Here is a 14,705-nt window from a genome sequence, read left to right on the forward strand (position 1 = left end):
CGGCAGAGGAACCCACCGATGTTTGCAAAACCCGACAGTCAGCCACGCACTGTGAAGACCGGCCGACGCTTGCAATGGATTGCCCGCGCATTCGCACTCAGTGCCACGCTTTCCGGCGCATCGATGGCAACAGCCGCCGAACCGGCCGTATCCATTCCGCCGCCGTCACTCGACGAAAAAACCGCCAGCGGACCGGAGACGGCGGTGTTTGCCGGCGGCTGCTTCTGGGGCGTCCAGGGTGTGTTCCAGCATGTGAAGGGTGTGAGCAAAGCCGTCTCCGGCTATGCCGGCGGCAGCCGCGACACAGCGTCCTACGAGGCCGTCAGCAATGGCGATACCGGCCATGCGGAGTCGGTGGAAGTGACCTACGATCCGAGCAAAGTGAGTTACGGAAAGCTGCTGCAGATCTTCTTCTCCGTCGGCCACAACCCGACGCAGCTGAACTATCAGGGGCCCGATCACGGCACGCAGTATCGCTCGGCCCTGTTCGTCACCACGCCGGAGCAGAAGAAGATCGCCGAGGCCTACATCGCCGAACTCGGCAAATCCGGCGCGTTCCCGGCCGTGATCGTCACCGAGATTTCGCCGCTCAAAGGCTTCTATGCCGCCGAGGCCTATCACCAGGATTTCCTGACGCGCAATCCGACCTACCCCTACATCGTCTATAACGACATGCCGAAGATCGAGAACCTGCGCCAACTGTTCCCGCAGAGCTTCCGCACCAATCCGGCGCTGGTGTTCAAGGCGAAGAGCTAGCCCGACCCAGAAAGAACCGAGGCGCACTGAAGCCGGATTTACGCATCCATCAGGACCGAAACGTTCAGCCGGTTCCAACAAGAACGGCAATGCCGCCAGCCAGACGGCGAAAGCCTTCGCGCGCACCCTCGCTCATGTGCCGAGCGCGGAGCCAGGCATGGATCATCTGCGGCTCTTCGCGAAAGGTGACGTTGACGCCAGCCATCGCGAGCCGTGCAGCATAGATGCGGGCGTCGTCGCGCAACGGATCGAAAAAGGCGCCGGTGATGTAGGTCGGCGGCAGACCCGAAAGATCCGTCTCCGCCAGCGGTGCTGCAAACGGATTATCGGCCGGCGCCTGCAGTATGTCCCGGTAGTACTTCGTATCGGCCGTCGTCAGCCCCGGCGCTTCGGACATCTCGATATAGGAGCCGGAAACGAGATCGCCGCCAAGACCGGGATAGATCAATGCCTGCCCGACGATACCGGGCAGTCCGTCGGCCCGTGCCTTGAGCACAATGCCCGCCGTCAGATTTCCACCGGCGCTGTCGCCGGCAACGACAACAGGACGGCCATCCGCGAGCAGGGCCTGAAGCACCGCGTAGCAATCCTCGAAGGCAGCCGGCCAGACATGGTCCGGCGCCAGGCGGTAATCGACACTGACGAGTTCGGCGTGAGCGAAATCGGCAAGCTCGGCGCAGATGGCATCATGGCTGTCGAGCGAGCCGACGACGAAGCCCCCGCCGTGAATGTAGTAGATCCGGGTGTCGGTAGAGACCGTCGCCGGCCGGTAGCGCCGGATCGGGATGCGGTCCTCGACAAGCGCATCCTCGCGCGTCAGGCCTTCGGGCGATGGCGCGTCGAACTCGGCGCAGAGCGCATCGTACCACTTGCGCTGCTGTTCGATCGACGCATCCACCGCATCGGCGGGATAGAAGGCTTCGCAGCGCCGATGGAAGGCGAGGATGCCCTCTTCCGTCGGCATCGGTTTCAATACGCCCTGATCCAAAGTCCGCCTCCCTGATCTTACCGGCGCAAGTCTAGCATCGGCCGGCCCGCCTTCTGTCCGGAAACCGACATCATCCGGAAAATCCCGCCGCAGTTGCATTGTCGGGGACGATCTCGTGGCCGCGCTTGCAACCGCGCCTTCACAGCGATTAACTGCGCGGATGGCCTTCACCTTCAGACAGTTGCAGTATTTTGTCGCCGTCGCCGAGCAAGGCTCGATCACCCGCGCGGCCCAGAACCTGTCGATCTCGCAATCCTCGATCACCGAGGCGATCAAGGAGCTTGAAGGCGACCTCGGCGTCGAACTGTTCGACCGACATCCACGCGGCCTCTCGATCACCCACAATGGCCACCAGTTTCTGCGGCACGCGACAAAAATCCTGTCCAATGTCTCCGACGCAAGACGCAGCTTTTCCGACAGCCGCGAGGAGACGGGAGGCAAGCTCAATCTCGGCGTCACATCGCTGGTGGCCGGCTACGTGCTGTCGGACCTGCTCGCGCGCTATCGCCGCGCCTGCCCCGGCGTCGATGTCAGTGCCATCGAGGACAACGGCTCCTATCTCGAACATCTCTTGATCGGCGGTGAACTCGACGTCGCCGTCATGGTCATCTCCAACCTGCGCGACCGCATGGCGCTGCAGGCCGAGATCCTGGAAACCTCGCCCTATCGCCTCTGGCTGCCGATCGGCCATCCGCTGGTCAGCGCCGACATCATCTCGATCAGCGATATCGCCAAGGAACCGCTGATCATGCTGACGGTCGACGAAATCGAGGAGAACACCGGCAAGCTCTTGTCGGCGCTCGGCGCGCGGCCGCATGTCGCCTTCCGCACCCGATCGGTGGAGGCCGTGCGCAGCCTGGTGGCGACAGGCGCGGGCATCGCCCTTCTGCCCGACCTCGTCTACCGCCCATGGTCTCTTGAAGGCGACCGGATTGAGAGCCGCGACGTCTCGGGCGCCCTTCCCGTCGTCCAGGTCGGCATGGTCTGGCGCAAGGGCTCCAGCCTGCCGCAATCGGCACGCGATTTCGTCGGCATCGCCGAAGCTCTGCGCAGCGCCCGTCCACGCTAAAAACCGACAGGTCAAAAATACACAGAAAACCATGAGGATGCGTCACCACAGATGAGTGCGCTCCCGTTCACTCACGTCGATATATCGGAAAAACCGATAGCGGCATTCTGATTAATGAATTTGCGAATGCGGAGAAATCAAGGCACGCTTCAGCCTGGGAACGAAGCCGTAAAATGCGGCTCAAAACTGGGAGAATTCAGATGAAGCAGATCCTGAAATCCTGCACTGCGCTGACGCTGTCGCTCGGCCTCGTGGCGCCTGCCTTGGCGCAGGAACCGCTGAAGGAACTGGGCAAGGGCGAAGGCGAACTGTCGATCGTTGCATGGGCCGGCTATATCGAGCGCGGCGAGACCGACAAGAACTACGACTGGGTCACCGATTTCGAAAAGCAGACCGGCTGCAAGGTCTCGGTCAAGACGGCCGCCACCTCGGACGAAATGGTCGCGCTGATGAACGAGGGCGGCTTCGACCTCGTCACCGCCTCGGGCGACGCCTCGATGCGGCTTGTCGCCGGCAAGCGCGTCCAGCCTGTTAACACCGATCTCATCCCCAGCTGGAAGACCATCGACGAGCGCATGCAGAGCGCGCCCTGGCACACGGTCAACGGCGTTCACTACGGCACCCCCTATGTCTGGGGTCCGAACGTGTTGATGTACAACAAGGACGCCTTCAAGGGCGAAGCGCCGAAGAGCTGGAACGTCGTCTTCGAGGAAATGACCCTGCCTGACGGCAAGTCCAACAAGGGCCGCGTCCAGGCCTATGACGGCCCGATCCACGTGGCGGATGCCGCCAACTACCTGATGAAGCACAAGCCGGAACTCGGCATCAAGGATCCCTACGAACTGAACGAAGACCAGTACAAGGCAGCGCTCGAGCTGCTGCGCACCCAGCGCACGCTCGTGGGTCGCTACTGGCACGACGCGATGATCCAGATCGACGATTTCAAGAACGAAGGCGTCGTCGCCTCCGGCTCCTGGCCGTTCCAGGTCAACCTGATGGAAGCCGAAAAGCTGCCGATCGCCTCGACCATTCCGGAAGAAGGCGTGACCGGATGGGCCGACACCACCATGCTGCACGCCGAAAGCGCCCATCCGAACTGCGCCTATATGTGGATGGAGCATTCGCTTTCGCCCAAGGTCCAGGGTGACGTCTCCGCCTGGTTCGGCGCCAACCCTTCAGTCGGCGCGGCCTGCAAGGGCAACGAGCTTCTGACCGACGCCGGCTGCAAGACCAACGGCTACGAGGACTTCGAGAAGGTCAAGTTCTGGAAGACGCCGGTGACGAAGTGCGCAAGCCAGGGCGAATGCGTGCCCTACCACCGCTGGGTCTCTGACTACATCGGCGTCATCGGCGGTCGCTGAGCCGTCGCGACCGTATCGCAAGCATCGCCCCTCACCCTGACCCTCTCCCCGCATGCGGGGAGAGGGAACGCCCCCGGCAAACCCGCCGGATGAGCTTTGGGCGAGACGCCGACCGCACATCCCCTTCTCCCCGCGAGCGGGGAGAAGGTCGCGGCAGCGGGATGAGGGGCTGGAATCCTGGAGCAATTTGATGTCCACCGCCGTTCTTTTCGACAATGTTTCCCGCCACTTCGGCGCTGTGCGCGCCGTCGATGGCGTGAACCTCGAGATCGCCGCGGGCGAATTCTTCGCCATGCTCGGCCCCTCGGGCTCGGGCAAGACCACGTGTCTCCGCCTGATGGCCGGCTTCGAGCAGCCGACCGGCGGCCATATCGAAATCTTCGGCGAGACGGCCGAGGGCGTGCCGCCCTATCGCCGTAGCGTCAACACCGTCTTCCAGGACTATGCGCTGTTCCCGCATCTCTCGATCCTCGACAACGTCGCCTATGGGCTGATGGTCAAGGGCGTCGGCCGTGAAGAGCGTCGCAAGGCAGCCGAAGACGCGCTCGCCATGGTCAAGCTGCCGAACTATGGCAGCCGCCGCCCCGGCCAGCTTTCCGGCGGCCAGCGCCAGCGCGTGGCGCTCGCCCGCGCCCTCGTCAACAAACCGAAGGTACTGCTCCTCGACGAGCCGCTCGGCGCGCTCGACCTCAAGCTGCGCGAGCAGATGCAAGAAGAGCTGAAGACGCTGCAGAAATCGCTCGGCATCACCTTCGTTTTCGTCACCCATGACCAGGGCGAAGCGCTATCGATGGCCGACCGCATCGCCGTCTTCAACGATGGCCGCATCCAGCAGCTCGGCAGCCCCGAGGAAGTCTACAAGCAGCCGAAGACCCGCTTCGTCGCCGATTTCGTCGGCTCGTCGAACGTGCTGCCGGCAAAGCTCTGCCAGAAGCTCGGGGTCAAATCCGCCTATGCCAGCCTTCGCCCCGAGGCGATCGTGCTGTCGGCACCGGGTGAAGGCGCGCTCAGCCTCAACGGTACCGTCTCCGCCCATAGTTTCCTTGGCGCGGTCAACCGCATCGTCGTCGATGTCGATGGCGCGCGCATCGCGGTCGCAAGCCCGGCCGCACTTTCCGTGCCCAAGATCGGCAGCCCCGTCACCATCAGCTTTGCGGCGCATGAGTTGCACCCGATGGAGGACGCATGACCGCCGTCACTGAAAATATCGTCCTGCCGGACCGCCGCGGCCCAGCGGGCCGGCTGTCGGACTTCTTCTGGAAGCATCCGCACGTATTGCTCACCGTCCTGCTGGCGCCGCCGCTTCTGTGGCTCGGCGTCGTCTATGTCGGCTCGCTCTTTGCCCTGCTGCTGCAGAGCTTCTTCTCGATCGACGACTTTTCCGGCCTGATCAATTACGAGTTCACCTTCGCCACCTACCGCCAGCTGCTCAGCGAAACCAACCTCGACATCATCCTGCGCACCGTGTCGATGGCGGCCATCGTCACCATCGCCTCCGCGCTCATCGCCTTCCCGATCGCCTACTACGCCGCGCGCTACGCGCAGGGCAAATGGAAGGTGCTGTTCTATCTCGGCGTCATGCTGCCGCTCTGGTCGAGCTACCTCGTCAAGATCTATGCGTGGAAGCTCATTCTCGCCAAGGAAGGCATCGTCACCTGGTTCCTGGGAAAGCTGCATCTGCAGTGGCTGCTCGACGCCTGGCTCTCGCTTCCCGTCGTCGGCGGCAACTCGCTCTCGGTCAGCTACACCGGCACTTTCATCGTCTTCGTCTATGTCTGGCTGCCGTTCATGATCCTGCCGATCCAGGCGGCACTCGAGCGCGTGCCGGGCAACCTGATCGAGGCTTCGTCCGATCTCGGCGGCACGCCGGCACAAACCTTCCGCCACGTGCTTTTCCCCCTGGCGCTTCCCGGCATCGTCGCCGGCTCGATCTTCACGTTTTCGCTGACGCTCGGCGATTACATCATTCCGCAGATCATCGGCTCGTCCCGGCTGTTCATCGGCCAGGCGGTCTATGCCCAGCAGGGCACGGCCGGCAACATTCCGCTTGCCGCCGCCTTCACCGTCGTGCCGATCGTCATCATGGGCGCCTATCTCTTCGTCGCCAAACGCATGGGGGCCTTCGATGCGCTCTGAACGCAACCGCTCCCCCCTCGGCCTGAAGATCGCCGCTGCTGCCGGCCTTGCCTTCATGCATGTGCCGATCCTGCTGATCTTCCTCTACGCCTTCACCACGGAGGAAAAGAGCTACCAGTTCCCGCCGCCGGGGCTGACGACGCAATGGTTCGCCGTCGCCTGGAACCGGCCGGATGTCTGGGCAGCGCTGACGCTGTCGGTCAAGGTCGCCTCGATCGCAACCGCCGTCGCCCTGGTGCTCGGCACGCTGTGCGCTGCCGCCGTCAGCCAGACGCGCTTCTTCGGCCGCGAGACGATCTCGCTCCTGGTCATCCTGCCGATCGCGCTGCCCGGCATCATCACCGGCATCGCGCTCCGCTCGGCCTTTTCCATGGCGGAGATCCCGTTTTCGTTCTGGACGATCGTGCTCGGCCACGCGACCTTCTGCATCGTCGTCGTCTACAACAATGCGGTCGCCCGCTTCCGCCGCATCTCCGGCTCGCTGATCGAGGCGTCTATGGATCTCGGCGCCGACGGTTTCCAGACCTTCCGCTACATCATCCTGCCGAACATTGGCACGGCACTTCTCGCCGGCGGCATGCTCGCCTTCGCGCTGTCCTTCGACGAGGTGATCGTCACCACCTTTACCGCCGGCCAACAGTCGACGCTGCCGATCTGGATGCTCGAAGAGCTCATCCGCCCGCGCCAGCGACCGGTGACCAACGTGGTCGCCATGATCGTGGTGCTGGTCACCTTCCTGCCGATCCTCGGCGCCTACTACCTGACCCGCGACGGCGACCAGATCGCCGGCGCCGGCAAATGAACAAGACTTTCAAGGGAGAACAGACATGGACACCCAGCTTTTGATCGGATCGCGTTTCGAGGCCGGCACCGAAGCCGAGGAGCTTATCCTCAACCCGCGCACCGGCGCGAAGATCATCGATCTCGCCGAAGCCTCGCACATGCAGGTCGAGGCGGCCGTCGACGCGGCGGAACGCGCCTTCATTTCCTGGTCGATGACGACGCCGGGCGAACGCTCCGGCTACCTCTTGAAGATCGCCGACGCGATCGAAAAGAACGCCGACGATTTTGCAGCGCTCGAGGCGCTCAACTGCGGCAAGCCGATCAATGCGGTAAGAAACGACGAGCTGCCGGCGATCGTCGACTGCTGGCGCTTCTTCGCCGGCGCCATCCGCAATCTGCATGCGCCGACGGCGGGCGAATACTTGGCCGGACACACCTCCATGGTCCGCCGCGATCCGGTCGGCATCGTCGGCTCGATCGCGCCCTGGAATTATCCGCTGATGATGATGGCCTGGAAGCTGGCGCCGGCGATTGCCGGCGGCAACACCGTCGTCTTCAAGCCGTCGGAACAGACGCCGCTGACGGCGCTGAAACTCGCCCGCCTGCTCGCCGACATCCTGCCGGAAGGCGTGGTCAACGTCGTCACCGGCCGTGGCGAAACCGTCGGCAATGCGCTCATCAACCACCCGAAGATCGCCATGGTCTCGATCACCGGCGACATCGCCACCGGCAAGAAGGTGCTGACGGCCGCCGCCAAGACAGTGAAGCGCACCCATCTGGAACTCGGCGGCAAGGCGCCCGTCATCGTCTATGACGACGCCGACCTCGAAGCGGTCGTGGGCGGCATCCGCACCTTCGGCTACTACAATGCCGGCCAGGATTGCACCGCCGCCTGCCGCATCTATGCCGAGGCCGGCATCTACGAAAAGCTCGTCGCCGACCTCAGCTCGGCCGTCTCCACTATCCGCTACAATCTCGCGGACGACACCGAAAACGAGATCGGCCCGCTGATCTCGCGCCGCCAGCGCGACCGGGTCGCCAGCTTCGTCGAGCGTGCCGCCGACCAGAAGCACATCGAAATCACCACCGGCGGTGCGCCCGGCAGCGCCGATGGCTTCTTCTTCCAGCCGACGGTGATCGCCGGTGCAACCCAGGAGGACGAGATCGTCCGGCGTGAGGTGTTCGGCCCGGTCGTTTCCGTCACCCGCTTCACCGGCAAGGACGATGCCGTCGCCTGGGCCAATGACAGCGATTACGGCCTTGCCTCCTCTGTCTGGACCAAGGACATCTCCAAGGCGATGAACGCCGCATCGCGCCTGCAATATGGCTGCACCTGGATCAACACCCACTTCATGCTGACCAACGAGATGCCGCATGGCGGCGTCAAGCAGTCTGGCTACGGCAAGGACATGTCCGTCTATGCGCTGGAGGACTACACTGCGGTGCGCCACATCATGATCAACCACGGCTAGGAGTTAAGGGCGTGGCGCGGCCTTCGCTCAGGCAGCGCCCGCCCCCTCAGGCCACCACAAACGGGAGGAAATACCATGTACCGCCGCCAACTGCTTGTTGCTGCAGGTGCTCTGGGTCTGAGCGCCGTTCTGCAGGTGCCCTCAGGCTTTGCCGCCGATGCGGCGCCTGATGTCGTCAAAGCCTATGTCGCAGCGTGGAACGCCCATGATGCGAGCAAGGCCGCATCCTACTTCGCCGATGACGTCACCTATTACGACGCATCCGTCGGCAAGCCGGTCAACGGGAAGGACGCCGCCAAGACCGGCGTCATCGACAACTTTCTCAATGCAGCTCCGGATGCCGTCTGGACCATGAAGGGTGATCCCATCGCCGCCGGCGACAAGGTCTCCTTCGAATGGGAGTTCTCCGGCACCAATTCGGGCGCCTGGGCCGATGGCACGGCCGCAACCGGCAAGGCCTTCAAGTTCACCGGCGCCTCGGTGTTCACGGTCAAGGACGGCAAGATCGCCGCACAGAACGACTATTACGATGCGCTCGGCTTCTACAAACAGCTCGGCCTGCTGTAACCGAGAACAAAACCGGCCACTGGCAAACCGCGAGTGAAGGCTTGCGGTTCTTCCCGGCTCGCTTTCCCAGCATCGAAACATGGTCGCAAATCATAAAATGACTTGCGCCTGAAGAAATCATGAGTAACACGATCACCTTATGAGTTTCTGACCGTTGCTCAGAAGGTGTATCGCATGCTTGCAACAAGGTTCGCTGCTTCAGCCGGGCGCCCGGTTGTGTCTCGCTCGCGTAAGGTGATGCGATGACGGCTGCCGCGTCCGAAGCGATCATGGAGACGGGCGGCACCAAGGTGCTCTCATCCGCCTTTTCCGGGCCACATGCCTGGTGCAACGAGAAGATGATGCTGTCGGGCGATCTTTCCGACGGCATCGCGCTGCCGGAGTTCTTCGCCTCCGGCGCCTTTGACCGCGCGCTCGACACCTACGCCGAGAAGTCAGGGGGAACAGACCGCCGCGCGGTCGCCTCCATGTGGTCGCTCTACTATTTCTCGGCCCTCACCATCCCCTACCTCGTCGCCCGCGTGCTCGATCATCAGGTGCTGCCGGTCGCCTTCAACCGCATGAAGGTGGCGCTGGCAAACGATGGCCTGCCGCGCGCCTTTGGCGTTGACGATGCCGGCGACTGGCAGGCGGGTGATGACGACGATGTCTTTGCCACCCTGGCGCCGCTGATGGGCGAGCACCTGCGCGAGGTCGTCGGCTATCTCAAGTCGAGCGGCGGCATCGCCCCGAAACTCGCCTGGAACAACGCGCTCGTTTACATCGACTATGCCCTGCGCGCTGCCGGCGTCGAGCCGCTTCATGCCCAGGCCGAAGCCTTGATTGGCAGCAAATCCCTGCCCGACGGCTCGCCGAACCCCTTCTTCGATTGCCTGCGCCACGAGGAAGAGGACGGGGCGCGCGTGTGCCGACGCAAGATCTGCTGCCTGCGTTACCTGCTTCCGGGCGTTCGCAGCTGCGGCAGTCTCTGCGCCCTCCCCAGCCAACGGAATCAGTAGTTTGCTTCATCTCGCTTTGCGGTCCGCGGTCCGGATTATACTGGCCCTCCTCGTCACCATCCCGCTTTTCGCCATGCCCGCACGGGCCGAAGGCAAATGGCCGATGACAGTGAAGGACGCAGCCGGGCGCGAGGTGACGATCTCAGCGCCGCCAAAGGCGATCCTGCTCGGTAGCGGCTTTAACCTCGTCGCCCTGTCGCTCATCCATCCGGATCCCGTCAGCCTGCTCGCCGGCTGGTCCGGCGACATGAAGGGTGCCAATCCCGAGATCTACGAGAGCTTCCGCCAGAAATTCCCGGCGATATCAGACGTGCCACTGATCGATGACGGCACGATTCCGGGCCTGTCTTACGAAACACTGCTGACGCTGAAGGCTGACCTCGCAATCCTCGCCAACTGGCAGGCCGACAACGAGCCGGGCCAGCGCGCCATCGACTATCTCACCAGCACCGGCGTGCCTGTCATCGTCGTCGATTTCAACAGCGATCCGCTCAAGACCACGCCCGACATGATGCGGCTTCTCGGCCGGATCCTGGAGCGCGACGAGCAGGCCGAGGCCTTTGCGCGCTACTACGAGGACAAGCTCGCCCTGATCCGCTCCCGTGTCGCCGCCAAGCCCGAGCCGCGACCGAGCGTGCTGATGGATGCCTTCCCGAAGCCCGACCAGTGCTGCTGGGCCTATGGCGTCGGCGGCCTCGGCGAGTTCCTGACGATCGCCGGCGGCCGCAACATCGCCGAAGGCGCGCTGCCGCGCCCGGGCGGCACAGTGAGCGCCGAAGCCGTCATCGCCGCAAATCCGGACGTCTACATTGCCACTTCGTCTCCCGGTGGAACCTACAGCAGCTTCTCGATCGGCCCCGGCGTTGCCAGGGATGAGGCCGAACAGACGCTGGCCGCTGCGGTCAAGGCGCCGGTCCTTACCGGTATCGCAGCGGTCGAGAGCGGCCGCGTCCATGGCATCTGGAACTTCTTCAACGCCATCCCGCTCAACATCGTCGCTGCCGAAGCCTTCGCCCATTGGCTGCGCCCCGACATCTTTGCCGATCTCGACCCGGAAAAGAGCCTCGCTGAGATCAACGAACGCTTTGCCGCCGTGCCCTTCGAAGGCACCTATACCGTCAGCCTGGGCGCCGATACGCCGCGTTAGAGACTCCGCGAAACCCAACACAATTGCAATGGCAGCAAGGGGTTGGCGAAAAGACGTGCGATCCAAACCAGGAAATGCCGAAGGCGTGACCTTCGAGCGCGCCCGGCGATGTTGCCACCCGCTCCGCACCCTATATAAGGGTTGATAAGGAGGAGCTTCATGCTTTGGTTGGTAGCGTTGGTTGGCGTGGCGATCGTGTATCTGGCGGCGCGTTTCAGCCGCTTTCGCCGGTGGGCCGAGCCCATCCTTTCGGTCGCAGTGGCAATCGCCCTGCTCTCCGCTTTCATCGTCTGGATCAGCGATCGCGGCGAGCGCAAGGCTCAGGCACCTGAGCCAGTAGCGACAGTTCCCGCGGTTCCGGCAGCAAAGAACATCAGTCTCGGCGATATGACCTTCGAGCAAAGCCAACCCGAGCGAAGCTTCCGCCTGCGCGGCACGGTCACCAACAACGGCGCCACACCGCTCGAATATTTCCGGCTCTCCGTGACGCTTGAAGACTGCCCCCAGGACGCCTGCACGAAGATCGGCGACGACACCGCGCTTGTGCTTTCCCGTGTGCCCGTCGGACAGGCAAGGCCATTCGAAACCTTCCTCACCTTCCCGAGCCGCGAGGGCGAGAGCCTGACGACGCCGAAGTGGACCTACCAGGTGCTGGAAGTCCGCGGCGCCGCCAGCAAGTAAGTCTCTGCCAGCTTTGCGGTCCGCTCAAGCCGCCGATGCCGGCCGCAACGCCGAGACGATCTGCGCTGTCGTCGTCACCTCTGCGAATTCCGCCCGCAACGTCGCGACATGTGCCCGGTGAATGTCCCGCGCCGGGATCGTGCCGCCCGCGCCATCCGGCTGGTCGAAACAATCGCAGGCATCCTCCACCAGGATTACTCGGTAACCGAGATTGGCGCCGACCCGCACGGAAGTCGAGACGCACATATCCGTCGAGATGCCGAAGAGCACGATCGTATCAACGCCGAGCCGACGCAGGCGCAGATCGAGGTCGGTACCGATGAAGGCGGCGTTGACGCTCTTGCTGACAAGTGGCTCATCGCCATCAGGCGCGAAACCCGGACGCGGCGCATTGCCGGCCGCACCCCGGGTAAGGGTCGAGCCCGGCGCGACGCTGTCGTGGCGCACATGGATGATCGGCCGGCCGGCCGCGCGCCATGAGGCAAGCAAGGCGCGGCCATTTTCATCGACGGCATCATTCCAGCGCGGCGGCCAGGGAGCGGCATCGAACGCCTGCTGCATGTCGATCGGGATAAGCACGGCATTGTCGGGAAGTCGCTGTTTGGTCATGGCTAACGCTCCTTGGTTGCCTGAGGAAGCTAGCTGCCTTATCGTCCGGTTTCACTGGACAAGATGACGTCCGGCCGGACGAAGTTCCGGCCTGGCGCACATGGGGGCGACACATTGACAGAAATGGATGAGAAAGACCGGCTTCTGGTAGCAGCGCTTCGACAGGATTCGCGTCAGAGCCTCGTGGCGCTTGCCCGCCATTCTGGCCTGTCGCGCAGTGCTGCCCATGAACGTCTGCGCCGGCTGGAAACGAAGGGCGTGATTGCCGGTTACACCATTCGCTTGGGGGTCGAGGACAAGGCACCGGTGGTGCGCGCGCTGATCGCCGTCTCCTTCCAGCCCGGCAAGAACTGCGACCACATCGTCCCGCATCTGGCCGGCATGCCGCCGGTCGTCAGCTGCTGGTCGCTTGCCGGCGAGACCGATCTTATGCTCCTGATCGAATGCGCCTCCAATGGCGATCTCGACACCATCCGCCGTCAGATCTCGCTGATCTCGGGCGTCGCGACGGTGCAGACCCATGTGGCACTGCGCACCCATTTCGACCGACGGGATTGATCGCGCAACGGCGCTGCACGACGCGCTTTGTTTCGGCCTCAATGCCGTAACTGAGCCATAGATACTTGCCTCAATCCCGTGCTCGTCACGGGAATCTAGCGACGGCGCGTCCGCGCCGTCAGTGAGGTGCTTCGCCCAGCTGCAGTGTTCAAAGTGTTTTCACACCGCCGACGCGGCGCTGCCCGCTCCCTGTGGCAGGTTCATGGATGAAGGTTGGGACGGCCGGCTGATCTCGTCGAGATACCAGTTGATGTAGCGCAGCTCGTTCTGCTCCATCGGCGCGATCGGTCCCGGCACGAAATAATGCGAGCGCACGCCGCGCGAGGTGTGCTCGATGATCGCCTTGTCCTCGTCCGTCGTCACCGTCCACAGCCAGATTAGCTTTTCGAGATCGTAGTCCCGTCCCTCCTCGGCCTTGCCGTCGACGAGCCAGATCAGCTCCATCTCGCAGGTGCCGGCCGTCTTCGGAATGAAGCGGTAGATCATGCCGTGGTCGGGGTAACAGACGAGGAATGTCGTGCCGCCGAGATGGATGGAGGTAACGCCGCCGTCGAAATCGCTGAAGCGGCCCATCAGGGTGCTGAGCGGCTGGCCATCCTTGCTGCCGGTCTTGACGCCGTCATAGAGCGCGTAGCGGAAGGCATGCACCGTTTCCTTGCCGCCTGCCGAGGACTGCCAGTGGTCGCCGGAGCCGACCTCGATACCGAGCGCGCAGGTGCGCGCTTCCATCTTGGCATTCAGCTCCTCGATCATGTGCAGCGGCTGTTCCAGCGCATGCGTCTCGGAATATTCCGGATGGGCCGGGCCGCAATGGTAACACTCGACATAGTTTTCGACGGCGAGCTTCCAGTTGGCATCGACGGGATAGGATTGCCGGTGGGCGACCTTGGCCTCCGCCCAGCCATACTGGCCGCAGGTGGCGTGCAAGAGGTTCTCGACCTCGGAGAAGTCGAGCGGCTGTTCGGCAAAGGAGATGAAGATCAGACCTTCGACCACGCGCACATGCAGCTTCTTCAGCCCATGGTCCTCGCGCTTGAAATCCTTGGGCATCAGCCGCGCCGCCTTCAGCGCGCCGTCGTTGCCATAGGTCCAGGCGTGATAGGGACAGACGAAGGCGCGGGCATTGCCCTTGTCCTTGGTGCAGACCTCGGCGCCGCGATGGCGGCAGACATTCAGCATCGCATGGATCGCGCCGGTAGCGGTGCGTGTGACGATCACCTGCTCGGAGGCCATGCGAAAGACTTCGAAATCATTGGGGTTCGGGATCACGCTTTCATGCGCGACGCAGTGCCAGTGGCGGCGAAACACCCGGTCGAGATCGCGCTCGTAGATGTCCTCGTCATGGTAGAAGGCGCGGGCGAGCCCATGGCCCGGCCGATGCGCTGCCACCAGCTGATCGATGCGGTCGCCCGCGACGGTGGTATTGGAAAGGTCCGATGCGAACATGGGCCTGTACTCCCGAAAGAAGAACCGGAAGAACCGCGTTCCGGCGCGCGTATTTTCGTTGTGCCTCGAAAGGCCCCTCATCCGCCTGCCGGCACCTTCTCCCCGCAGGCGGGGCGAAGGGACATCGCAGCACC

Annotated in this window: 15 protein-coding genes; 12 read left to right on the forward strand and 3 right to left on the reverse strand. The window is 63.5% G+C overall.

What is annotated here, in order from left to right:
* The first annotated feature begins 18 nt into the window (after positions 1–18).
* Entirely contained in the window at positions 19–756 is a 738-nt protein-coding gene (gene msrA / locus AC07UR_RS13045) for a peptide-methionine (S)-S-oxide reductase MsrA (RefSeq protein ID WP_209790645.1), read from the forward strand.
* Between the two features lie 64 nt (positions 757–820).
* On the opposite strand, the gene AC07UR_RS13050 is transcribed toward msrA, so the two are convergent.
* Positions 821–1,744, reverse strand: coding sequence for an alpha/beta hydrolase (locus AC07UR_RS13050; protein WP_412728372.1), 924 nt, complete (start codon positions 1,742–1,744; stop codon positions 821–823).
* A 160-nt stretch (positions 1,745–1,904) separates the two neighbouring features.
* Between AC07UR_RS13050 and AC07UR_RS13055 the strand changes: the two genes are divergently transcribed.
* The 10 genes from AC07UR_RS13055 (at position 1,905) to AC07UR_RS13100 (ending at position 11,958) form a co-directional block, all read left to right on the forward strand.
* Entirely contained in the window at positions 1,905–2,813 is a 909-nt protein-coding gene (locus tag AC07UR_RS13055; protein ID WP_173420700.1) for a LysR family transcriptional regulator, read from the forward strand.
* Positions 2,814–3,013: 200 nt separating this feature from the next.
* Positions 3,014–4,174, forward strand: coding sequence for an ABC transporter substrate-binding protein (locus AC07UR_RS13060; RefSeq protein ID WP_173420701.1), 1,161 nt, complete (start codon positions 3,014–3,016; stop codon positions 4,172–4,174).
* Between the two features lie 190 nt (positions 4,175–4,364).
* Entirely contained in the window at positions 4,365–5,363 is a 999-nt protein-coding gene (locus AC07UR_RS13065) for an ABC transporter ATP-binding protein (RefSeq protein WP_209790644.1), read from the forward strand.
* Positions 5,360–6,310 carry an ABC transporter permease gene (locus tag AC07UR_RS13070; protein WP_173420703.1) on the forward strand — a complete coding sequence of 317 codons (951 nt, stop codon included), beginning with the start codon at positions 5,360–5,362 and terminating at the stop codon, positions 6,308–6,310. Before AC07UR_RS13065 ends, AC07UR_RS13070 begins: the two co-directional genes overlap by 4 nt.
* On the forward strand, positions 6,300–7,112 hold the full coding sequence (locus AC07UR_RS13075) for an ABC transporter permease (RefSeq protein WP_173420704.1): 813 nt from the start codon (positions 6,300–6,302) through the stop codon (positions 7,110–7,112). The genes AC07UR_RS13070 and AC07UR_RS13075 overlap by 11 nt, the downstream gene beginning before the upstream one ends.
* A gap of 25 nt (positions 7,113–7,137) precedes the next feature.
* Entirely contained in the window at positions 7,138–8,565 is a 1,428-nt protein-coding gene (locus AC07UR_RS13080; RefSeq protein WP_209790643.1) for a gamma-aminobutyraldehyde dehydrogenase, read from the forward strand.
* Between the two features lie 75 nt (positions 8,566–8,640).
* The gene (locus tag AC07UR_RS13085; RefSeq protein ID WP_209790642.1) at positions 8,641–9,132 is read left to right on the forward strand and encodes an ester cyclase; all 492 of its coding nucleotides are present in this window, start codon (positions 8,641–8,643) and stop codon (positions 9,130–9,132) included.
* Positions 9,133–9,374: 242 nt separating this feature from the next.
* On the forward strand, positions 9,375–10,130 hold the full coding sequence (gene fhuF, locus AC07UR_RS13090; protein ID WP_209790641.1) for a siderophore-iron reductase FhuF: 756 nt from the start codon (positions 9,375–9,377) through the stop codon (positions 10,128–10,130).
* Positions 10,123–11,277: an ABC transporter substrate-binding protein gene (locus tag AC07UR_RS13095; RefSeq protein WP_412728387.1), complete on the forward strand. Its 1,155-nt coding sequence runs from the start codon at positions 10,123–10,125 to the stop codon at positions 11,275–11,277. Before fhuF ends, AC07UR_RS13095 begins: the two co-directional genes overlap by 8 nt.
* 159 nt (positions 11,278–11,436) lie before the next feature.
* The gene (locus AC07UR_RS13100) at positions 11,437–11,958 is read left to right on the forward strand and encodes a hypothetical protein (RefSeq protein ID WP_209790639.1); all 522 of its coding nucleotides are present in this window, start codon (positions 11,437–11,439) and stop codon (positions 11,956–11,958) included.
* Between the two features lie 24 nt (positions 11,959–11,982).
* On the opposite strand, the gene AC07UR_RS13105 is transcribed toward AC07UR_RS13100, so the two are convergent.
* Positions 11,983–12,567: a cysteine hydrolase family protein gene (locus AC07UR_RS13105; protein WP_209790638.1), complete on the reverse strand. Its 585-nt coding sequence runs from the start codon at positions 12,565–12,567 to the stop codon at positions 11,983–11,985.
* A 123-nt stretch (positions 12,568–12,690) separates the two neighbouring features.
* Between AC07UR_RS13105 and AC07UR_RS13110 the strand changes: the two genes are divergently transcribed.
* Positions 12,691–13,125, forward strand: coding sequence for an Lrp/AsnC family transcriptional regulator (locus tag AC07UR_RS13110; protein WP_234941860.1), 435 nt, complete (start codon positions 12,691–12,693; stop codon positions 13,123–13,125).
* A 159-nt stretch (positions 13,126–13,284) separates the two neighbouring features.
* On the opposite strand, the gene AC07UR_RS13115 is transcribed toward AC07UR_RS13110, so the two are convergent.
* The gene (locus tag AC07UR_RS13115; protein WP_209790636.1) at positions 13,285–14,571 is read right to left on the reverse strand and encodes an aromatic ring-hydroxylating oxygenase subunit alpha; all 1,287 of its coding nucleotides are present in this window, start codon (positions 14,569–14,571) and stop codon (positions 13,285–13,287) included.
* Between the last annotated feature and the right edge of the window lie 134 nt (positions 14,572–14,705).

The organism is Ensifer sp. GW821-FHT05G01, from assembly GCF_059419585.1.